Here is a 21,507-nt window from a genome sequence, read left to right as displayed (position 1 = left end):
ATCACAGCTCCTTTCTTGTGATGGCGCCCACAGGACAGACCTGGGCGCAGACGGTGCAGCCCACGCACTGGGTGGGATCAATAAAGGATCTGCCGTCTTTCATCATGACCGCAGGACAGCCCACTTTCAGGCATTTCTTACAGCCGATACATTTGTTGGTGTCCACCCGGCACAATCCGATGTCGTGATGCTCACGCTTAATCAGCAGGCAGGGCCGCCGGGCAATGATCGCCGCCGGCGTCTCGGAGGCCAGGGCGTCGTCCACCGCCTTCTGCATGGCGCTGAGGTCCTGGGGATCCACGATGATGATGTTCTGGTAGCCGTAGGCCCGCAGCACATCCTCGATCCGGATGGCGGCGGCCGCCTCTCCCTGGAGCGTATAGCCGCTGCCGGGGTTGTCCTGATGACCGGTCATGCCGGTGATGTGGTTGTCCAGCACCACCGGGATCACGCTGCCCTTGTTGTAGAGGATCTCCACCGCGCCGGTCATGCCGCTGTGGAAGAATGTGGAGTCGCCCATGACGCCAACGACCTTTTTGGATGCGCCGGCCGCCTCGAAGCCCCTGGCGAGCCCCATGGCCACGGAGAAGCCGCCGCCCATGCACACGCAGGTATCCATGGCGCTCAGGGGAGCGGAGGCGCCCAGTGTGTAGCAGCCGATATCCCCGCTGACGACGAAATCCTTTCCCTTGGACATGGTGTAGAAGAATCCCCGATGGGGGCAGCCCGGACACAGCGTGGGCGGACGGGACACCGCCTGCACCGGCAGCTCCACAGTCTTCGGCTTCTCGCCGAGGATCCGCTGGCGCAGCAGCTGCGGGTTCAGCTCATAAAGCCGGCCCGTCAGGTCCTTGCCTGTGCAAGGAATTCCAGCGGCTTTGATCTGCTCTTCCATGAAGGGTTCCAGTTCTTCAATGACGTACAGGGTCTCCACCCAGGAGGCAAACTCCCGGATTAGATCCATGGGCAGCGGATAGGTCAATCCCAGTTTCAAAAAGGAGGTGTCCTCCGGGAAGGCATCCTTGGCATATTGGTAAGCGGCGGAAGCCGTAATCACGCCCAGCTTCCTCCCCCGCCGCTCCACTTTGTTGAGGGGACTGGTATTTCCGTAGCGCTCCAGTTCCATCAGGTTTCGCTCCACTTTGGGATGATTCCGGTAGGCATTGGCCGGAGAACTGACATTTTTGGCGGCGTTCCGGGTATAGGCCACCGCAGGCACCGATTCCCGATCCCCAAGGACCGTCAGGCTCTTGGAGTGAGAGATCCGGGTGGTGGTACGGAACAGGACCGGCATATCGAACCGCTCCGAGATCCGGTATGCCTCTTTTAAAAAGTCGATGCATTCCTGGGAATCCGAGGGCTCCACCAGGGCCATCCGGGCAGCTCTGGCGTAATGCCGGTTATCCTGCTCGTTTTGGGAGGAGTGCATACTGGGGTCGTCGGCGGTGATGACCACAAAACCGCCGGCCACACCGTTGTAAGCGGCGGTGAACAGGGGATCAGCCGCCACGTTCACGCCCACGTGCTTCATGGCGCAGAGGCTGCGCACGCCGGAGATGGCAGCGCCGTAAGCCACCTCCGCAGCCACCTTCTCGTTGGGCGCCCACTCACAGTAAAGGTCGCCCGCATACTGGGGCAGTGCTTCAAAAATCTCTGTGCTGGGGGTGCCGGGATAGGCCGAACACACCCGGACGCCTGCCTCCCAGGCGCCCCGGGCAATGGCTTCGTTGCCGGATAACAGGTGCTTTTCCATGCCGTTCTCTCCTTCTTTCCTCTGGATGATTTGAAAGGCGTCTGCTTTAAAGGGCAAAAGAACACTGCCCTTCGGTTTTCCGACCGAAGGGCAGTGTTTTGGAAAACAGGGGACGTTCCGCGACTGCCCAAACAGTCACAGAGGCATCCGTATGCCGCGTATTTGATTGCCGGTCATTTGCTCCGGGCCAGGACTTCGCGCAGCAGCGCGTAGGTCCGGGCGGTGGAGGAAATGCTCAGATGTTCTCTGGGCGTGTGGACATCGGCCATCTCCGGGCCGATGGACACGCAGTCCAGATTGGGAATGCTGTCGGCGAAGAGACCGCACTCGATGCCGGCGTGGACAGCGTCCACCGTGGCCTCCTTGCCGAAGAGGTCCTTGTAGACCGACAGGATCGTGTCCTTCACCACGGAGTTGGGATTGTAGGACCAGCCGGGATAGCTGCCGGTGACCTCCGTGGTACCACCGGCCAGAGCCGCGATGGAGCGGACCTTGTCCAGGATCCACAGCTTCTGGGTGGTCATGGAACTGCGGACCGTGTTGGCGCAGTAAAGCTCCGCCTCCCGCAGCTGCAAAATGCCGAAGTTCAAAGAGGTCTGCACCAGACCGGGCATATCCATGCTCATGGCCTGAACGCCGTCGGGCAGGGCCTGCAGCACCCGGGTCACCAGAGCGGTGCTCTCCGCCGTCAGGGCACTGACCGTCTCAGAGTTCAGCACCTTGGCGGTCACGGTCAGGCCCGGCTCCGTGGCGGCGTACTCCTTGGCAAACACAGTGCCGCAGCTGTCTGCAATTTTCGCTGCCGCCTCCCCGCTGTCTGCCGCCACGCCAATCACCGCCGTTGCGGTGGCCGCGATGGCGGTCTCCCGGGAGCCGCCCTCCAGCTTTACCAGCTGATAGGACAGTTTCTCTCCCAGCGCACCCAGCAGGCGGCCCATCAGCACATTGGCATTGGCCCGACCCTTGTGGATCTCCACGCCGGAGTGGCCGCTGGCCAGGCCGGAAATCGCCACTTCCACCAGCTGGAGCGCAGTATTTTCCCGCTGAACGGGGATGGTGGAATAGGCGTTGGCGCCGCCGGCGCAGCTGCACATCAGCACGCCCTCATACTCCGAGTCCAGGTTGATGAGCTTGTGGCCGGTGATGTGGGCACAGTCGAAAGCGAAGGCGCCCAGCATGCCGATCTCCTCGTCGGTGGTCAGCAGGGCCTCGATCTTGGGATGCTTCAGCTCCGGATCGTCCAGCAGGGCCAGGATCATGGCCACGGAGATGCCGTCGTCGGCGCCCAGGGTGGTGCCGTCGGCCCGGAGGGTGTCGCCCTCCACGATGGGCCGAATGGCGTCCTTGGTGAAATCAAACTCCACGCCGGGGGCTTTCTCGCACACCATGTCCGTGTGGGCCTGCAAAATCACCGTGTCCGCTGCTTCGTAGCCCAGGCTGGCGGGTTTGGTCAGCACCACGTTGTTGGCCTCGTCGCGGTACCAACCAAGGCCCCGGTCCTGAGCAAACTTCACCAGATAGTCGGCGATGGGGCCGGTGTTTCCGGAGCCGTGGGGGATACCGCAGATGGTTTCAAAATAGCTGAATACCGCCTTGGGTTCCAGCTGATCCAATACGCCCATAGGATTTCCTCCTTATCAGCACGATTGTCGCCGACTCAGTAGCGGACCTGATCGCCCTTCATGCCCACACGCTCCAGCTCCGGCAGCCAGCAGGTATAGGCCTTGTGGCCCTCATCCCACCAGTTGGGATGGGCGGGCGTCATGGTGACCAGCAGACGCATGCCGACCTTGGTATCGGCGTTGGTCAGCGGCGTCAGCGTGTCCAGATCCAGCAGGCCGATGCCCTCCGGCGCGGTCAGGCAGGTCTTGCCGGCCTCGTCCCGCAGGATCAGGTTCTCGTTCTTGAAGTCGATGTAATAGAGGTGGCCGTCGTCGCCCTTGACCACGGTGGTACCGAAATCGAAGCCGCCCTCGGCCTTGATGTCCAGCTTTTCAATGGTGCCCCGGCAGAATTCCCGGACCTCCATGGCCTTTTTCAGTTCCTCCATGACGTCAGTGCCCTTCTCCCGGGCTGCCAGGATGGCCTTGCCGATGTTCTGGGCCTTGGTGACGCAGCCGATGTCCAGAGCCTCCTCCATCTCTGCCTTGTTCATGCCCCAGGTGGCAAAGCCGATGCGCATTTTATAGAGCATGCACATCTGCCGGGCGATCTGCTCGCCGGAGTGGTCGTTGATGGGGTCCACGATGATCTCGTCGCCGTAAAGGCTGCCAAGGCCCATGGGCTTGGGGGGATGGCCGTAATAGGCGTTGAGGGTGGTGTTCAGCTCCGGCACGGCGCGGCCGTTGCTGTCCACGTCCAGGAACTTGATGCGCTTGGCGGGGTCCTTGTCGGACAGGATGGCCACCAGCATGGGGGTGAAGGTGTTGAAGCCGCCCATCTCACCGGAGTACAGGTACTTGCACTCCTTGCCCTCCGCCCGGAATGCCTTCTGGAACGCGCGATAGGCGTGGACGGCATCGGGGCCGAACATGGGCATATCGGGATCCAGCATGGCCACGGGGGAGCCCAAGCCAGCCACCATGGCGGCGTACTCGTTGTCGCCGATCTCGCTGAGGTCCAGCAGGTCCAGCTCGATGACCTCACCGGAGGCCTCAAGACCGTCCAGCATGCCCAGGCCCTGGGACAACGACCCGCCGCCGCCGGCGCCCAGCAGGGTGGCTCCGTACAAAATCTCAATAATGTCCTGTTTGTGCAGCTTTCTCATGGTGACTCCTCCTTAATATAATCTGTTGAAAGCAGTTGCTTCTTTGTTGTGGGGCCTATTTTCATACGGGGTCCGTCTTATTATCGGCTGGTTCTTCCGATGCTTTTTTGCCCAGCAGAGGGAACAGAATCAGGTACAGGATACAGGCCACCACAATTCCATTGACCGTTGGCACCAGCACCGTCGGAAAAGCCAGCGCTACTACAGAGCCCACCAGCCAGGACAGGATACCCGCAAGATTCACTCCGGCCGTGGGTTTCCAGGCCTCAGGGTCGGCCTTGCTGATGATAAAGTAATCCACAATGACCACACCAGCCACTGGGGGAATAAACGCAGCCAGGACATTGAGGAAGCTGTTGAAGTAATTAGTGATGCCCAGTACCGCCAACAGCGTGCCCAGCACACCGGCCAACAAGGTGAAGAAGGCTCGCTTTTCATCCTTGGCCTGGGTCAGGCTCAGAAGGGCAAAGCCGGCGGAGTAGGCATTTGAAACATTGGTCGTCCATGTAGCCAACACCAGTACCAGCAGTCCCAGGACAGGAGAGCCGATGCTGGAGAGCATATTGACAATGCTGCTGGTATCCATACCCACCGCGCCGGAATGAATCGCCAGCACTCCGCCAGCCAGCATAGTGCCTACGCCCATGGGAATGACACCAATGATACTGGAGAGGATGACATCCCGGCGGCTCTTGCAGTAACGGGTCACATCTCCGGAGAGTACACTGCCGGTGGCAAAACCGCCCACCGCTGTGCCAACGGCGACCACCATGGGGGCGTTGGCTGCAGGGGCATAGTTGGAAATGGCGGCCACCGACTCCGGATCCTGAAACACTACGATCATGGCATATACCAGAATCAGAATCAGCGCCGGTACCGACACCAGGTTCAAAATCTTGATCCAGTTGATACCCACCACGGCGGTGATGCACATGACCAGGCCCCACAAAATGGTAGAGGCCACCCCCGGAAGAGGAATGCCATAAGTATTGAGAATGGCAGCGAAAGCCTCACCGCAGATGACCGCCTGGAATCCGAACCAGCAGATAAAGCAGAACGCGATGATGAAGGAAACCACATAGCCCGATCCAATTTTTCCGAAAGCGCCAGAGGCTGCCACCACTGTCGGGATTCCCTTGTCGGCAGAGAGAATACTCATCAGGATCATCAAAAGCACACATATCCCGTATCCAATGCACATGGCCAGGGCCGCCTGACCGAAGGTCAGGCCCATGGTGATACCGGCGCCCACCATCAGCGCGGGAACACAGCACACAGAACCCGCCCAGATAAAGGCAATGCTGAGCCAGCTTTTGCGATCTTCCGGCCGGACCTGACCGAGTCCGGAGGCCTCGATTGTTTTCTTTGCCATTTCTTCTTCCCTCCCATAAAGTCGTCATTAATCGCTGTGTGATTTGCACAAATCTTATAGGAATATTGTAAAGCAACTTGTGCTCTTTGTAATTGTCCGCTGAGACAAAAAAAGAACAGGCCCGCTTATCCGAACAGGACAAGCGGGCCCAGGAGAAACTGTTGTTTTAAGTTTCCTCACCGGAGATCCGGTTGATTGCAGCGCCAATGTACAGGGAATACGCTCCCGGCAGCTGGGTAGGAGAAAAGCCGGTCAGCTCCTGTACCTGCCGTAACCGGTACTTCACCGTATTCAGATGAACGTACAGCAAGCGGGCAGTCTCCGCCATGCTGGAACCGGCATCCAGCAGATAGACGGTCAATGTGGGAATCAGTTCTGCGTTGGCGCTGCGCAGGCTGGAGATGATTTTCAGGTATTGATCCAAATTCTCTCGGCTAGACATAATTTCCTGACACAGCTTAGCAAACATCACATCCTCTGTCCTTAACACCTTGGCTCTGGGGTAGGTTTTCCTGGCGGCCCGCCAGTGCGCCATGCTGACCAGATACGCTTGGCGGGCGTCCGTGCTGTTGTCAAGACAATCGCAGCAGATGATTTCGTATCTCCGGAGAACACAGTCCAGCCGCTCTGGAGATCCAAACAGTTCTCCCTCATCCTGTTTGCCGTTCCGGAGAGCACGAGTAAACACCACCAGTGTATCCTCGTAATAGCTGACCAACACAGGATCGGAGAACGCGGAAAAGTAATCGGTACAACTGCGCAGCAGCTGTTCGTCATGTTCTGTCTGTTCCTGGCGGGGAATGAACAGCCACATCTGGTTCAGATCCTCGATTCGTACCCGAAACATCTGGGCCAACTGCTGTTTGTGGACTGGCTCGTCATTGATAATGGCGCGAACCAGTTCGGAGATCACAAATTTCCCATGGTTTTTGTTCCAGATATGAATAAACAGCCGCACACATTCGCTGGCCTGCCAGAGCATGTCCTCCGATAAGGGCTCGCGGTATTTGAGAATAAACAGCCGCAGATTGTCGGAATCCCCGGACAGATAGGGACAGCTTTGGAGATAGCCCTCGCCGTCACCTAGAGGAACCCGGATCTGGTTGCTGCCGCCCAGTTCTTTCAGCCAGACGGGCAGCTGGTCAGTGATGACTGGACTCAGAGACCGGGGCCAGAAAACGGCGGTATTGAGTACCTGGCGCCGTTCCGTCAGGATCACGGACACCCGCAGATGCTCGCTGAGCATCTGCAATAGCGTCTCCATGCTGCGCTGCTGGGCTGGCAGGCCGGAGATTCGATCCAGCAGGGTGCTGACGAAAAACTGTTCCCGCTGCTGCTCCCGGTAAACCTCAAACAGCACCTCGCGAATGACCTCACTATACCGCAGGCTACTCTGACCCCGGGGCATACAAATCAGCGGAAATCCCAGCTCGTTACACAGGTCCATCAGCCGCTGGTCGATCTCCGGGACGATGATACCTACATAATACAGCACCAGTCCCACTGAGCCCACGGCATGGTAGCGGCGGACGTTTTCACACTGGGCATCCACATCACCGGCAATAGAGGCCAGGGCGGAGATCAGCAGTTCGTTGCCGTCAAATGTATTGGAACGAAAGAAGTGATTCAAAAGCTCCGTGGGCCAGCCGTACTCCAGCACGTTCACCGACTCCACCGGATGACCCAGTCCGTCTCGACCGGCCACGACTTCAGCCCCTACCATGCAGGGCAGTTTCATCACATCGCCCACGGTCATATCTGTCGCCCCCTGTCCTTTATGATCATCCCAGTATAAATTCCTATTCAACACTATATAAAATTGCCTGCGCCTTTGCAACCGTTTTTGACCTTTGACTTCACTCCGCTTTGTCCGGCAGGACAGAATTTTTTCAGATCCCTTGTCCGGCGCAACAATTACACCAGTGAGGCTTTCCGCTATAATGAAAAAAGAACCACTCCCCTCTTTGGCCTCTTGGGAAAGGCCGCGGCAGTCATACCGTCCGCCAGCCGGCACCAGCCGGTGACCGGGGTATCTCCAAATCTGACAGTGCACAGCACCAAAACATGGAGGTAAAAGGTCTATGAAAATGTATCCGCTGAATGTTCCCACCCCCCGCCACTGCGCCTTTGCCGTCCGCGACCTGCCTACGGTTACCGTGGAACAACGGGAGCGGGCCCTGAAAGCCACCCACTATAATGAATTTGCTTTCCCCTCCGGCCTTTTGACAGTGGACATGTTGTCGGACTCCGGCACCACCGCTATGACCAATCATCAATGGGCCGCGCTGTTCCTGGGAGACGAGGCATACGGCCGTAACACCGGCTACTATGTTTTGCTGGACACCTTCCGGGACATCTTTGAGCGGGGCGGCGAGAAGAATTGGAAGAAGTCCATCGATCTGGTCCGCACTGACTGCCGGGATGTGGAAAAGATGATGGACGAGCTGTACCTTTGCGAGTACGAGGGCGGCCTGTTCAACGGCGGCGCTGCCCAGATGGAGCGGCCCAACACCTTTATCATCCAGCAGGGACGGGCCGCCGAGTCGGTACTGATGGAAATCGTACGGAATATCCTCTCCGCCCGGCATCCGGGCAAGGTGTTCACTATCCCCTCTAACGGCCATTTCGATACCACGGAGGGCAACATCAAGCAGATGGGCTCCATTCCCCGGAACCTGTACGACAAGGAACTGCTCTACCAGGTGCCCGAGGGCGGCCGGTACGAGAAGAACCCCTTCAAGGGCAACATGGACATCGAGAAGCTGGAGCAGCTGATTCAGGGCGTGGGGCCGGAGAACGTACCCCTGGTCTTCGCCTGCATCACCAACAATCCCATCTGCGGTCAGGCGGTGTCCATGGCCAACCTGCGGGAGATCAATCGGGTGGCCCACAAGTACAACATCCCCCTGGTCTTTGACGCCGCCCGCTGGGCGGAGAACGCCTACTTTATCAAGACCAGTGAGGAGGGCTACGCCGACAAGTCCATCGCCGAGATCGCAACGGAGATGTTCTCCTATTGCGACGCCTTCACCATGTCCGCTAAGAAGGACGGCCACGCCAACATGGGCGGCATGCTGGCCTTCCGGGACCGCGGACTGTTCTGGAAGAACTTCTCCGACTTCAACGCCGACGGCACCGTCAAGACCGACGTGGGCGTGCTGCTGAAGGTCAAGCAGATCTCCTGCTACGGCAACGACTCCTACGGCGGCATGTCCGGCCGGGATATCATGGCCCTGGCCGTGGGCCTGTACGAAAGCTGCAACTTCGGCTACATGAGCGAACGTGTAGCGCAGTGCAACTACCTGGCCGAGGGATTCTACAAGGCCGGGATCAAGGGCGTGGTGCTGCCTGCCGGCGGCCATGCTGTGTACATCAACATGGACGAATTCTTTGACGGAAAGCGGGGCCACGACACCTTCGCCGGCGAGGGCTTCTCCCTGGAGCTGATCCGCCGGTACGGTATCCGGGTCTCAGAGCTTGGCGACTACTCCATGGAGTACGACCTGAAGACCCCGGAGCAGCAGGCGGAGCTGGCCAATGTGGTGCGCTTTGCCATCGACCGCAGCCGCCTGACCCAGGAGCATCTGGACTATGTGATTGCTGCGGTGAAAGCCCTGTATGAGGATCGGGAGAATATCCCCAACATGCGCATTGTCTGGGGCCATAATCTGCCCATGCGCCATTTCCACGCCTTCCTGGAGCCTTATCCAAACGAATAATCTTCCTCCCAATTATCTGATACAGAAGGGTATCAACGATACGAAGGATAACAAAATCAAAACCTTTACAGCAAAGAAAGCCTGTCTCTTTCGGGACAGGCTTCTTGCTTTCTCATTGAGGCAAACTTTTTGGTGGAGACTGCTGGACTCGAACCAGTAACCTCCTGCGAGTGAAGATCCGTCTGTGCGTCAAAGCCCTGCTATCAGGCGCTTTCCGGCGCTTTTGGTTTCACTTTTTCAGAACGAGCAAAAGGTCATTGTTCACTGTGTCCACCCGCTGATATCCGGATATTGGTCATCGCATTGGTCAAGTCCCCGGCTCCGCTCATTGGGCGGAGCCGGGAACTCTTTCCGCAAGTGGTGGACTTGTTTCCGTGATGGTAGCTTGCAATCGAGAAAATGTCAAGTGCTGCTTGCAGGCCAGACAATTCATCCTGCACTGCCCCTACTGCGCCAAGTGGTGGGGAAATATATCAAGAAGACGAATGATAACAAAGGTCGGGTAGGGCAATGGATTTGGAGATTGTTTCTTCCCTCTGGCGCAATTTTTATTTTTACGGTAAAATGAAAAATAAAAGTGTATGTAGCATAGATTTACAAAAAACAAAGGCCTCAAGAACATTCAGACATCCGCAAAAACGCTGTTCGCTTGAACTTCATTGAAATCGGATATTACTTTTTGGACACTGATCATCCGAGTCAGAATAGGGATCAGACAATTCTGTCTCTTTAGCCCGATTAGCTGGGATAGGCTTGCGGCAATGATGGAGAGGAGAGGGGTATATGCCCGAAACCACAAGCAAGTTGTTCCATAGGCTGCGCGGCCGAGAGAGCGGCAAGGCCTTTTTAAGCCAGGAGCGGACGGAGCCCACCTGCGCGCAGGTTCTTCAGGAGCTGTTGGAGCTGGCGGGGGTATCGGCTCCAGAGTGGATCGCTGCTGCCGACATCAGCAAATCCTACGCATATCAGGTTTTGCGCGGTGAGCGGATCCCGGGCCGGGATATCCTGCTGCGCACAGCACTGTCCCTGTCCCTGAATGTAAAAGAGGCCCAACGGTTGCTGATGGTGGGCGGCTGCGGGGCGCTCTACCCGAAAATACGCCGGGACGCAGCGGTGATTTTTGCCCTGAACCAGCACATGACCCTACTGGAAACAGAGGACCTGCTTGCCTCCCTGCCCGAGCGAAGCCTCTATGCCAGGGAGAGTTGATATGGAGGCACGGGAACAGTTTTTGCGGGAGTATCAGACTCAGGTGCTGGATGATCTTTTGCTGCCTCCCTGTCTGAGTGCCCAATATATTCCCCAGGCTTGCCTGAAAGACGGGGAACGGCAGGTGTACCTGGTCCGAGATCGGGCTGGTTTGCCAGCGGTTCTGAAACTCCAACCTGCGGGACGGGAGGATGCCCTAAAACAGGAGTATGAACTGCTACGCAGATTGCGGCATCCGCAGCTTCCCCAGCCCATGGCCTATTTGGAATGGGAAGGAATGGAATACCTGGTTCGGGAGTATGTGGACGGTGTCAGCCTCCATGAGCTGGTAACGGCCCAAGGTCCCCTTGCCCCGGACAAAGTGCGGGAAGCAGCATTATCCCTGTGCCAGGTGCTAGGCTATCTGCACAGTCAAAATCCGTCGGTCATCTGTCGGGATGTCAAGCCCCAGAATGTGGTTTTAGATCCATTAGGCTGCTGCCATCTGATCGACCTGGGCACCGCACGGCGCCACCGGCCGGAACAGCAGGGAGACACCGTGTTCCTTGGGACCGAGGTCACTGCTCCGCCGGAGCAATTCGGCTATCAGCAGACGGATCAGCGTTCCGACCTTTACAGTCTGGGCATCCTGATGCACTTTTTGCTCACGGGCAGCTTTGACCTCTCCAAGCAGGATATGGGCCCCGGATACCTGCGCCGTGTGATCCGGCGGTGCACCGCCTTCGATCCGAAAAACCGCTATTCCTCTGTCCGTGCGGTGTACCGGGCGCTGAAATACCGCTGGCTGCGCTGGGGCGCCGCAGCTGCCGCCGTCGTGACAGGTGCGGCGATCATCCTCGGCATTTTGTGGGGCTCCGCCACTGAGGCGCAGCCGCAGTCATCTCTGCTGGAGGATGCCCTTCGTCAGGAGTTACAGCTGGAGGACGGAGAACCCATCCCCGTGGAGCGGCTGGGTGAGGTGGAGCAACTGCTGGTATGCGGAGAGGCTCTGATGGGCACTCTTCAGGAGCACGAGGACCGAGTTGGCTTCGCCCACGACCGCTATGCGGTGGAGATCGCCCATGGGGACATCAGTGACGGCGACCTGGAGCTTTTGGCACAGTGCACCAACCTGCGGGTACTGATCCTGGACTACCAGCAGATCTCGGATGTATCCTTCCTGGCGGAGCTGCCCTTGGAGTATCTCAGTCTCACAGGAAACCAGATTTCCGATCTGAGCCCGCTGGCAGGCCAGACGGAGCTGCGTGTGCTGGACCTGGGGGAAAACCCTGTGCGATCCGCGGAGGTACTGGCCCAGATGACCGCATTGCAGGAGGTGACATTGGAAGCGACCGGCATCACCTCGGTGGAGGTCTTTGAGGGGAGCGGTATCCAGTCCCTGAACGCGCGGGGCACCTGGGTCACGGACTTCTCCCCGCTGGAGTCCTGTCCCAATCTCACCCGACTGATTGTAGGGGAGCTGCCCGGCGGGGCGGCGGATACCCTGGCGGGACTGACCGGACTGGTGGAACTGCGGCTGTACGCTACACAGGATGTAGACCTCTCTCATTTTACAGGTCTTCAAGCCCTGCGGGATCTGGATCTGTACGGCAGCGCCGTCTCTCACCCGGAGGCGCTTACCCTTCTGTCCAGTCTGCGCTATTTGAATCTCGGGGAAACAGGGGTGAGCGGCCTGTCTTTTCTGCCCGAAATGCCCGTAATGACGGATGTGGACTTGCGAAACAATCCTCTTACCGACCTCACCCCGCTGCTGGACTGTCCCTGGCTTTCGCTTCTAACCCTGAGCAAGCAGCATCAGCCCTTGGTACAGGAGCAGTTGTCTCAAGCGGCGTTTCAGATCCAGTATCAGTGAAAAGATTCGGTGCGCAGACTGCGCACCCGATATTCAGGCGTGTATGATAAACTATTCCCCAAAGAGGAGCATACGGCCCTCTTTGGGGAATTTCTCTTTTTTAACCTATCCCGCGAGAAAGGATCACGGCATCATGAGACGATTTTCTGCTCTTCTTCTGGCAATTTGCCTTCTGGTTTCCCTGTCTGCCTGCGGCACAGAGAAACAGTCTATTGCTCCGACTGCCACTGTGGAAGCGGAGGAGTTATCTGCGGAAATCCCTATGGACGAGTGGGAGCGTACCGCCTGGTATGGCTTTTTGCCGGAGGATGCGGGAGATCCGGACAGCGCCGTTACCTGGGCCCAGTTTTGCGCCATGCTCGGGAAGGCAATTTCCCTGTATGACAAGAGCAGGCTGCCGGCGTGGGAGGAGGAGACCGCTGACGCGCCGGAGGAAGAAATGCGGCGGGACGGCGGCATGGTGGCGCTGCTGTTTGGGGCAAAGGCCATGGGGCTGGCCTCCTTTAACGCATTGGCCGGAGACTGTTTTGGGGCATACGCCGGCCGGGTGTGGGAGGTGGTCACCATGGACTATCCCCTCTTCGACTGGGACACCCCCATTGATCTGGGAGAAGGCTGCGCGGACAACAACCATGTGGGTCCGGCCTATGACTTCTCCCAGCGGCGGGTCTCCCTGGTGTCCGGCCTTCCCCTGCTGGAGTTTGACGAGGCCGGGGATCTGCGGCTGGAGCAGCCCTTTACCATCGAGGAGGCGGCGCTGGCAGTCCTGCGGCTGTATGAGTCGGAGGAGAGCTGTGCCGCACCGGCCATAGAGGCCCGGGACGAGGCCTTCTTTTCCACACCGGAGGTGCAGGCAATTTTAACTCAGGCGGACAAGCGCCGGGAAGCCATCCGGAGCAGTGAAACGGCCATCGTCAAAAGCGATACCTTCGTCAAGGGTGAGACCTACACCGGCACGGCCTACTATATTTCCAACGGCGGCAGCGACGACCAGGACGGCCGCAGCCCGGAAACCGCCTTTGCCACCCCGGCGGCCCTGGATCACGTGACGCTTCGATACGGCGACGCGGTGTTCTTTGAGCGGGGCAGCGTGTGGCGCGGGGTCAGTCTGCCCAGCTCGGCCGTGTGGACAGAGGGGATCACCTTCTCTGCCTACGGGGAGGGAGAAAAGCCCCGGTTTCTGGGCTCCCTGGAAAATGGTGCCGGCAAAGAGAAGTGGACCCTCGCCTATGAGGGGGCGGACGGGAGAAAGATCTGGGTCTATTCCACGGAGATGACCGAGGTGGCCGGTATCGTGTTAAACGAGGAGACTGTGGCAAACCGGGACAAAGCCTATTGGAACGGCAGCGAATATCAGGTGGTGGACGAGAACTACTGGCCTCTGGAGGAGGGGACCGTCTACTCGGTGGAAGAGCACCTGCCCGACGGGTACTGCTTCCCGGACCTGCGCTACCCGGAGGACCGGCAGGGGCTCTACAACGACCGCATTTTCCATACCTGGAATGAGGCGGACAGCCGCTACGACTATGTGACAGGGAAGCTGTACTTCCGCTGCGACGCGGGAAATCCGGGGGAACTCTACGAGAGCATCGAGTTCATTCAGCCCTTCCCCCTGGTGGACGGCTTTGCCGACAACCAGGTATACGACAATCTGTGTATCCTGTTTTCTTCCATGACCTTCGTCAGCGGCAGCGCCAACGGCATTCCCACCGGCAACCACAGCCTTCTTCAAAACATGGAGGTGGGCTTCATGGGAGGCAATGTCACCGGGTACAGACCTGCCTCCGGATCGGATGACCACATCTCCTACAACTGCGGCTCCATGGGCTGCAACGGCGGCGGCATGGCCTTCAACGGCAGCGGCATCACCGTGCGGAATAACTATGTCCACCACACCTTTCAGGAGGGAATCGCCTTGGAGTTGTTTGAGGACTGCCCCGCCATGGAAGGCTGTACCATCTCCGGCAATCTCATAGAATACTGTACCCAGGCCATTCTCCTGTGCAACTGGGACGAGAAGGCAGTGGACGGGCACATCTTCCGGAATATGGCGGTGGAGGACAATCTGGTGCTGTACTCCGGTCAGGACAACTGGTTCAACAGCATCTGGGAGGAGGCCTTCTGTGACGCAGTCGTTCTCCAGGGCGGGCCCTGCGCCCATGACGGCACCGTGCAGGTGCGGAACAACACCTTTGCCTTTGCCTCGGGAGCGCTGATCCTGGTGGACCGGTACTCAGAGGAATACAGCCGTATTTTTACGGGCAACACCTATGTACAGAGCCCCGGCGGCACCGGTCTTTATCTGGCGGACAGCGGCACCGCCCTCACGCTGACAGAGGGCCTCGAGCTTCTGGGCGATGACAGAGGGGTGGTGATCGAAGGATGACGGTGTCTGTGTGCCGTTTGCGGCACGGGCGAAAGCAAAGTCACCGCCGGTTTCCACTGTCCCCACGCAACATTCTGAACAGGGGGGGCTTTATGATGAGAAAACGACAGGGTATGTCCATTCTATTGGGGCTGACCGTTGTCCTCTTGCTGTCCGGATGTACCGCAGGTGCGGGAGCGGGTCACCAGGGCGGAAGTGCAGGCAGCTCCGCTGGTCCCATGGATGAGGCCGTGGCCGCCGCCACGGCTTTGCTGGAGGAGGCGGTGGAGCGACGGGAAACCATCCTGACCAGTGAAACCCAAATTGTGTGGGATGAGACGCTTGTTCCCGGTGAGACCTACACCGGTACTGCCTACTACGTGTCCAACAAGGGCGATGATGGAAATGACGGGCTCAGCCCCGAGACCGCCTGGGCCACGCTGGACCGGGTCAACAAGGCTGCGCTGGAGCACGGCGACGCGGTGTTCTTGGAGCGGGGCGGTGTCTAGCGGAACACCACCGTAGAAACAAAAGAGGGTGTGACCTACTCCGCTTACGGGGAGGGAGCAAAGCCCCGTATCTGTGCGTCCCCGGAGAACGGAGGAGATTCGGCTCTCTGGTCCCTCTGGTGGGAGGGAGAAAACGGGGAGAAGATCTGGCTTTACCACCGGGATATGCCAGACTGCGGCGCTATGGTGCTCAATGAGGAGATCGTCGCCCAGAAGGTATTGGGCTACTGGAGCGGCACGGAGTTTCTCCACTACATCGGTCCCGCCAACTGGACCCCGGAAGACTTTGACCTGGAGGAGCAGCTCTCCCAGGCACCCTTCGATGTGACAACGGAGCTGACGGAAAACCTGACCTTCTTCTCCCAGGCGAACAGCACCCTGCCGGACACTCTGCCCGTTTTTCTCACCGGCTGGGAGTGGGATGGGAATATTCCCGTGGGAGCGCTGTACTTCCGCTGTGACGAGGGAAACCCTGGGGAGCTCTATGAGAGTATTGAGTTCCAGACTCAGTGCCCCCTCTTTGATAACATTGCCGATGGCTGCGTGCTGGACAACCTGTTCATCGGTTTTGCCGGAGACGGAGTGGTGAACGCGGGCGAGGGCCGGGACATCATCATCCAGAACTGTGAGGTAGGCTGGGTAGGTGGAGTGATCGGTGCCTATAACACCGGTGATGCAGTAACCGGCTACGGTGGGGGTATTCAGCGTCTGGCCAGAGATCTGGGTGGTGGTACAGAGAACATCCAAATCCGGAACAACTATGTCCATCACATGTATCACGCTGGCGCGGGCATGGAGATTTTCGACCAACAGGGGGAAACGCGGCAGTTGATGGTGGGGAAGCAGTTTACAGGAAATCTTTTCTATCAGTGCGCTTCCGGCTTGACGTTTTTTAACTGGGATGAGGAGCCGGACCCGGATCATCAGTTCATTGACTGCCTGTATGAAGACAACTTCGTGTTCTTTACCGGCTTGGAGGATTGGATGGACCAGAGCTTTTCTCCCGCTTTTGCCCATGAGGGTGGTCCCAATCTTCAGGAGGGATGCGCTATCCGGAACAACGTGTTCTTCGTGGCCCGGTCGGCCCTCGTTTACATCCAGACGTATGCAGAGGAGTACTTTCCCGATTTTGAGGGCAATACCTATGTGCAGTACGCTGACATTCCGCTGATCCACAGCGACAGCGCCAATCTGGAAACAGACATCTATGATCCCAAGGCCGCTATGGAGGTACTGGGGGACGAGTCCGGCACGGTCATTTTATTGGATGAGGACATCTGGGGCAACCGACTGGGATGACCAGTCATTAAATACGCAAGAAGAAAGGAAATTTGATGATGAAGAAACTGTTTGCATTTCTTATGGCAGCCATGCTGCTGGCGCTTTGCGCCTGTTCCGGCGCAGACCCCTCTGCACCCACCAATGATTCCAATGCACCCCAGGGAGATGACTCCAACGGCGATGCTGCCGAAGTACAGTACGATTATCAACTGAAAGCAGGCGAAACGATCGAAGTCTATGATGTGACATTTGATGAGATGGTCACCGTAACGGTTGATCCCGCCAGTACACGGGATGGCTCCATTGAGTTGCGCAGCGGCATCTATTTTGACAACTGCACTTTCAACGGCGGCCTTACGATCCTGGGCGACTATCACGCTATGGTCATCTTAGGCGGCGGCTGTTCCTTTGGGGATGGGGCCACTGTAACCTGTAAGGAGGTTACGCCCGGAGCCGGAGAGGACATGGGGCTGGAGGACAACTTCGTTAAAGTGCTCCTTTCCTGTGAAGATGTCACAGTGGAGACGGAATACGCCGTCGGTGTGGTGACCGATGGTCCCGATTTCGTCTTTAACGGCACGACTTACAGTAAAGAAGAGCTTGCGCCGGATACCGCCTTCTTGGGCGTATACAGTATTTATGAAAATGACAGCATGACCTATATGAAGCTGGCCATTGGTGAAGATGACAGTGTAGAAGTTTTAGATTGATTCCTTAATCATGCAACAGGCCCTCTGCCGCTTAAGTCGGCAGAGGGCCTGTTAATTTTTTTCGCTTTTAATACGAACCACAGCGGCACCTACACGAAGCAGGTAACACGCACCAAGGGAGAACTGGTGGTGAGCCAGCCCAAGACCCGCAATTTCATCCACGTCCTGCCGGTCTCGCAGCAGGCGGTAAACCTGCTGGTGGAGGAGCACAACAAGCATCGGGAAAATCCCTACATGTTCCCGTTATCCAAGACGGGTAAAATGTTTCATTCGGATTCCTTACGGCATACCCACCAGAAGATCGTCAAGGCCATCGGCACGGGACGTACTCGATTCCACGGCCTCAGGCATATTTTCGCAGCGCTGTCTCGAAATATGGTGTGGATGTAAAGACCCTGTCCGGCACCCTGGGACACTACTCGGCAAGGTTCACACTTAGTACCTACACCCACGCCACACCGGACATAATGTAGGAGACGACGGATAGCATGGAGGGAGGTGATTGGGAACGGCAATGTAACCGCCAAAAGCATAGGGCAGCGCCCGAAGGGAAATTCCTGTCTGGCGATGCTGCCTCCTATCCCAAACTATCGCCGTATTGGTCGGAGAAGAAGCGGAAAGTTGAAGCAAATCTTTTTGCCATAAAGCAAAAAGTTCCTGATTTCGCAAGAAATCAGGAACTTTTTGGTAAGACTACTGGACTCCGAGCCAGTGACCCTCTGCGTGTGAAGATCCGTCTGGATGGGAAACGGCATGCGTTTGAGTCGTTTCCCATCCTGTTTGACGCCGTTTGCTGGAGGCTGCGCATTCATCCTGGCCTGACCGCTCCGTTGTTTCCGCTTCGGTTTTTCCTGCTCTGGGTCACTCAAATAAATATCGTTTGATAGGCTAAAGCAGGCAGATGATATCCTCTAATCGGCATTGAAATACTTGAACAGCGTACAGTGCAGCAAATGAATACAGACTCCATGAAGAAGGCCCGCGATTGGACGATCCAACCAGAGCCGCACTTCTACTGGAACCGGTACCCGCGATCCTGCAGGGAACAGAGAAAACTCATGAAATGGTCGTGGCAGGAAAAGGAACAATCTTTAAAGTTTTTTACATAGTGAAAAGACGCAATTTTTTCCACGGCACCAATCCAGACTGTATAAGTTTCCAAAGATACCTCTGCTTGATCGCTCTTTGCAGATGTGCCCCCAGTGAAAACCATCATATCACTCCTGCCGTGTACTCAGGGTGCAAGACCTGCCGCAATTGCCTCTTTTGCCTCTTCTATGGTCATGCCGCCGCTGAAATGCCCGCCGCAGTCAACAGCGAATTCACCGATGACTTCGCCCTCGGAATCGTAGAGGGGGACCATAAACTCGTGTGGGCACTCCTCAGCGGAAAGATCTGGGATGACATCCGTGTCTGCGTCCCGAATATAGCCGGACTCACCGTGAGTGCCGACAGCCGCAATCAAATCTGGGGAATAACCAACATAGTTTGCCAAGGCAGAAGATCCATAGCTCTCTCCATGGCTGTTTTTGGGGTACTCGCCGTTTACCAGGGTTTCGCTGGCAATCTTCTGTTCGGAAGAATTCAGAATTTCCCAATTTCCAACGTCATATTCTGCCATCACACGCACCACATTAGGGGTGCTTCCTTTGGCTGCAAAAAGTTTATAAAAGGTGCCGTTAACCTCACGGTAGGACCCCAGATCGTTGTCCGGCAGCAGCGTGCCCCCTCGGGCCAGAATCAACTCCGTGTCGCCCCGGACGGCGTCTGCATAGATGGAAGTGTCTGCCGTATGGTCATCCGCGGGCTCTATGCTCTGCGCATTTTGTCCATCCGCATCGTCCTGCGATCCGGCGGCATTGGAAGAAGCCGGGGCGCGCTCCTGCTCGGCCCTCGCCGGCGGATCAGATGCCTCGTCCTCCTGAACTTCACCGTAGTCTTCCTGGGGCGCAGCAGGAACCGGATCCTTTTGTTCCATCGTGTCGGACGCCGTTCCCTGCGAACTGGCGAAATCGGATGTCTGCCCGGCGGCTTTCGATTCCTCCCGGATGACAACGGGGCTCTGTACAGCCAGAGCCGCTGCCGAACCGCAGACCAGCAGGGCCAAGATGACGCCTGCGGAGATCATTTTCTGCTTTTTCGTAAGATTCCTGGTGTGAAACATTCTCGATAGCCTCCTTTGAAGCAGTTTTGTTGTGGAGATCGATGTGGTCAGTCCCTCCGGTATCGCCGCAGCGCAGGCCGTTTTCAGCAGGACCCGGCCGTAATCGATCCGTTCCTGGGAGGGCCAATCCAGCACGACCCGCTCATCGCAGCTCTCTTCGCTCAGCTCCACCATCTTCCGGTTCCACAGGTAAATGGCCGGATTCCACCAGTGCACTGCTGCCGCCAACATAGAGATCCAGCGGACCCACAGGTCTCCGGATTTGATGTGCGTCAGCTCATGGAGCAAAATGTACTGCAGTTCCCGCTGGGAAAATGCCCGGTCCGGCAGAACAATACGCGGATGCAGCAGTCCTGTGGCGAAGGGGCCCGGCGCTGCCGAACTGATCCAGAGCTGAACCGGTTTCCGGACGCCGAGTTTTTGACGACAGTTCTGGAGGAGAAGCTGCGTGTTAGCTCCTGGTTCCACCAGTCCCGCTTGCCGCAGACGCCGCCTGAATCCCGCAAATCGCACAAATTTCCAGACCAGAACGGCTGCCGCGCACACACCCCACAGCGTGATGAGGACCTGATGGGCGGTAGGTGAAATCGCCAACTGCGGAAACGCCTGGGGGGCTGCTGTAGCGGTATGGGAGACAACTTCAGGAAGCCCCCCGTGGGATGCCTCCGGCAAGATCAGCGGCAGTTGCATTTCAGGAAGCTGGGCCGCACTTTTCAGGGCGTCGCCCAAGTACTGCAGCCACGACCCCACCGGAAACAGTAAGAATACCGGCACAAGTTTCATAGCGGTATACTGCCACCGGGCGCTGAGCCGGTTTCCCGCCAGCCTGCACGCCAGCCAACATAGGCCGCCTGTCCATTTCCGGCGTATGAAGTACCGGCGCAGCCGCCGAAGCGCCGCATGGATGGACTTCCCCGCCTGGGATGGGGTGATACCCTCCATCGCGGCAATGTCCTTCACTTTCATCCCCAGCATATACCGGGCATGGACGCGGCGGGCCTGCGCTGGGGGCAAAGAGGAAATGGCCTCATAGAGCCGCCGGATCAGCTCGGCGTGTTCGGCCTGTTCCTCTTTCTGCACGATGTAGTCCTCCGGCGATGGCTGCGCCCAGCCGATGGCAGCCTTCTCAATCCCGTCGTCACAGTCAAGGGAGTAGTGGGCCTTGTAGCGGTACATCTTGCGCTCCCTGGCGGCCTCGGCCCGCTTGTCCAGCAGGAATGCCTCAACGATTTCATCCGACACCTCCACAAGGGTGTCCTCAGTGCAGAACGGATAATATTGCTTGAGGTTGATGGTCTGCATAGGCCCGCCCTCATTCTGACGGGAAAAGGCCGTCATAGCAGCGGCGCATATTCCGCAGGCCCCGCCGGATGGCAATGCTGACCTTGCTGCTGTGTACGCCCTCCATCCGGGCAATTTTCGGCTGGTTGATACCGGCGATGTAGTAGGCCCGGACACGGCGGGCCTGGGTTGGAGTGGTATGAGACAGTGCCTCCGGCAAGGCGGCAACCAGCCGCAGGCGGGCGGCCCGTTCCTCGCGCTCCAAAAGGATTTCCTCCGGCGATCTCCCGTGTTCCAGCGCGTAGTTCTCCGTCCAGCTATATGCGTCCAGGGAGTAGTAGGCGCGGTGGTAGACCTTCCGGCGCTCATAGTTGTTCATCTCGCGCTGGGCCTGCTGTATGGCCTCCCAGACCTCATCGCTGACCTCCACAAACTCGTTGTGCCGGTAGTGGGGATAAATCCACCGCAGATTGATGGTTTTCATAGGCTTACCTCCTGAAAATGGGGGAGGCGGGCAGCTTGTCC

The 21,507-nt window shown here is 57.8% G+C and carries 16 protein-coding genes; 9 read left to right on the top strand and 7 right to left on the bottom strand.

The features are described 5' to 3' along the window. Nucleotide 1 precedes the first annotated feature (1 nt). From iorA to KFE19_10850, 5 genes are all read right to left on the bottom strand, one after another. Nucleotides 2-1,753 carry an indolepyruvate ferredoxin oxidoreductase subunit alpha gene (gene iorA / locus KFE19_10870; GenBank protein ID QUO36916.1) on the bottom strand — a complete coding sequence of 584 codons (1,752 nt, stop codon included), beginning with the start codon at nt 1,751-1,753 and terminating at the stop codon, nt 2-4. A 173-nt stretch (nt 1,754-1,926) separates the two neighbouring features. Further along, nucleotides 1,927-3,375, bottom strand: a complete 1,449-nt coding sequence (locus KFE19_10865) for an aminoacyl-histidine dipeptidase (protein ID QUO36915.1) — start codon at nt 3,373-3,375, stop codon at nt 1,927-1,929. Nucleotides 3,376-3,410: 35 nt separating this feature from the next. After that, a complete protein-coding gene (locus tag KFE19_10860) occupies nt 3,411-4,520 on the bottom strand; it encodes a DUF917 family protein (protein ID QUO36914.1) in 1,110 nt (369 codons plus the stop codon). A gap of 61 nt (nt 4,521-4,581) precedes the next feature. After that, the gene (locus tag KFE19_10855; protein QUO36913.1) at nt 4,582-5,892 is read right to left on the bottom strand and encodes a cytosine permease; all 1,311 of its coding nucleotides are present in this window, start codon (nt 5,890-5,892) and stop codon (nt 4,582-4,584) included. Between the two features lie 166 nt (nt 5,893-6,058). Next, nucleotides 6,059-7,648 (bottom strand): PucR family transcriptional regulator ligand-binding domain-containing protein, encoded by a 1,590-nt coding sequence (locus KFE19_10850; GenBank protein ID QUO36912.1) that lies wholly within the window; start codon nt 7,646-7,648, stop codon nt 6,059-6,061. Nucleotides 7,649-7,973: 325 nt separating this feature from the next. On the opposite strand from KFE19_10850, the gene KFE19_10845 reads away from it, so the two are divergent. The 9 genes from KFE19_10845 (at nt 7,974) to KFE19_10805 (ending at nt 18,421) form a co-directional block, all read left to right on the top strand. Further along, nucleotides 7,974-9,611 carry a tryptophanase gene (locus KFE19_10845; GenBank protein ID QUO36911.1) on the top strand — a complete coding sequence of 546 codons (1,638 nt, stop codon included), beginning with the start codon at nt 7,974-7,976 and terminating at the stop codon, nt 9,609-9,611. Nucleotides 9,612-10,394: 783 nt separating this feature from the next. Then, nucleotides 10,395-10,820 (top strand): hypothetical protein, encoded by a 426-nt coding sequence (locus tag KFE19_10840; GenBank protein ID QUO36910.1) that lies wholly within the window; start codon nt 10,395-10,397, stop codon nt 10,818-10,820. A 1-nt stretch (nt 10,821) separates the two neighbouring features. Continuing rightward, complete coding sequence (locus KFE19_10835; GenBank protein ID QUO36909.1) at nt 10,822-12,672, top strand: protein kinase; 1,851 nt, start codon at nt 10,822-10,824, stop codon at nt 12,670-12,672. A 262-nt stretch (nt 12,673-12,934) separates the two neighbouring features. Further along, nucleotides 12,935-15,058, top strand: coding sequence for a right-handed parallel beta-helix repeat-containing protein (locus KFE19_10830; GenBank protein ID QUO36908.1), 2,124 nt, complete (start codon nt 12,935-12,937; stop codon nt 15,056-15,058). A 92-nt stretch (nt 15,059-15,150) separates the two neighbouring features. After that, the gene (locus KFE19_10825; GenBank protein QUO36907.1) at nt 15,151-15,546 is read left to right on the top strand and encodes a hypothetical protein; all 396 of its coding nucleotides are present in this window, start codon (nt 15,151-15,153) and stop codon (nt 15,544-15,546) included. Nucleotides 15,547-15,576: 30 nt separating this feature from the next. Beyond that, entirely contained in the window at nt 15,577-16,845 is a 1,269-nt protein-coding gene (locus KFE19_10820; protein QUO36906.1) for a hypothetical protein, read from the top strand. Nucleotides 16,846-16,880: 35 nt separating this feature from the next. Further along, on the top strand, nt 16,881-17,537 hold the full coding sequence (locus tag KFE19_10815) for a hypothetical protein (GenBank protein ID QUO36905.1): 657 nt from the start codon (nt 16,881-16,883) through the stop codon (nt 17,535-17,537). A gap of 129 nt (nt 17,538-17,666) precedes the next feature. Next, nucleotides 17,667-17,927: a hypothetical protein gene (locus KFE19_10810; protein QUO36904.1), complete on the top strand. Its 261-nt coding sequence runs from the start codon at nt 17,667-17,669 to the stop codon at nt 17,925-17,927. A 98-nt stretch (nt 17,928-18,025) separates the two neighbouring features. Further along, nucleotides 18,026-18,421 (top strand): hypothetical protein, encoded by a 396-nt coding sequence (locus KFE19_10805; GenBank protein QUO36903.1) that lies wholly within the window; start codon nt 18,026-18,028, stop codon nt 18,419-18,421. Between the two features lie 350 nt (nt 18,422-18,771). Here the strand turns inward: KFE19_10805 and KFE19_10800 are convergent, their stop codons facing one another. Both KFE19_10800 and KFE19_10795 read right to left on the bottom strand, forming a co-directional pair. Then, complete coding sequence (locus tag KFE19_10800) at nt 18,772-21,003, bottom strand: hypothetical protein (protein ID QUO36902.1); 2,232 nt, start codon at nt 21,001-21,003, stop codon at nt 18,772-18,774. 10 nt (nt 21,004-21,013) lie between these two features. Continuing rightward, nucleotides 21,014-21,466 carry an RNA polymerase subunit sigma-24 gene (locus tag KFE19_10795; GenBank protein QUO36901.1) on the bottom strand — a complete coding sequence of 151 codons (453 nt, stop codon included), beginning with the start codon at nt 21,464-21,466 and terminating at the stop codon, nt 21,014-21,016. Nucleotides 21,467-21,507: the final 41 nt, after the last annotated feature.

Origin of the sequence: Dysosmobacter sp. Marseille-Q4140, from assembly GCA_018228705.1 — a bacterium.
Taxonomy (GTDB): domain Bacteria; phylum Bacillota; class Clostridia; order Oscillospirales; family Oscillospiraceae; genus Oscillibacter.
The sequence above is the reverse complement of the archived record's forward strand: the minus strand, read 5'-3'. Positions and strand labels throughout refer to the sequence as shown.

Coding starts and splice junctions, on each gene's coding strand:
- iorA (QUO36916.1), bottom strand. CDS start 1,753: ATGGAAAAGCACCTGTTATCCGGCAACGAAGCCATTGCCCGGGGCGCC.
- KFE19_10865 (QUO36915.1), bottom strand. CDS start 3,375: ATGGGCGTATTGGATCAGCTGGAACCCAAGGCGGTATTCAGCTATTTT.
- KFE19_10860 (QUO36914.1), bottom strand. CDS start 4,520: ATGAGAAAGCTGCACAAACAGGACATTATTGAGATTTTGTACGGAGCC.
- KFE19_10855 (QUO36913.1), bottom strand. CDS start 5,892: ATGGCAAAGAAAACAATCGAGGCCTCCGGACTCGGTCAGGTCCGGCCG.
- KFE19_10850 (QUO36912.1), bottom strand. CDS start 7,648: ATGACCGTGGGCGATGTGATGAAACTGCCCTGCATGGTAGGGGCTGAA.
- KFE19_10845 (QUO36911.1), top strand. CDS start 7,974: ATGAAAATGTATCCGCTGAATGTTCCCACCCCCCGCCACTGCGCCTTT.
- KFE19_10840 (QUO36910.1), top strand. CDS start 10,395: ATGCCCGAAACCACAAGCAAGTTGTTCCATAGGCTGCGCGGCCGAGAG.
- KFE19_10835 (QUO36909.1), top strand. CDS start 10,822: ATGGAGGCACGGGAACAGTTTTTGCGGGAGTATCAGACTCAGGTGCTG.
- KFE19_10830 (QUO36908.1), top strand. CDS start 12,935: ATGGACGAGTGGGAGCGTACCGCCTGGTATGGCTTTTTGCCGGAGGAT.
- KFE19_10825 (QUO36907.1), top strand. CDS start 15,151: ATGATGAGAAAACGACAGGGTATGTCCATTCTATTGGGGCTGACCGTT.
- KFE19_10815 (QUO36905.1), top strand. CDS start 16,881: ATGATGAAGAAACTGTTTGCATTTCTTATGGCAGCCATGCTGCTGGCG.
- KFE19_10805 (QUO36903.1), top strand. CDS start 18,026: ATGGAGGGAGGTGATTGGGAACGGCAATGTAACCGCCAAAAGCATAGG.
- KFE19_10800 (QUO36902.1), bottom strand. CDS start 21,003: ATGCAGACCATCAACCTCAAGCAATATTATCCGTTCTGCACTGAGGAC.
- KFE19_10795 (QUO36901.1), bottom strand. CDS start 21,466: ATGAAAACCATCAATCTGCGGTGGATTTATCCCCACTACCGGCACAAC.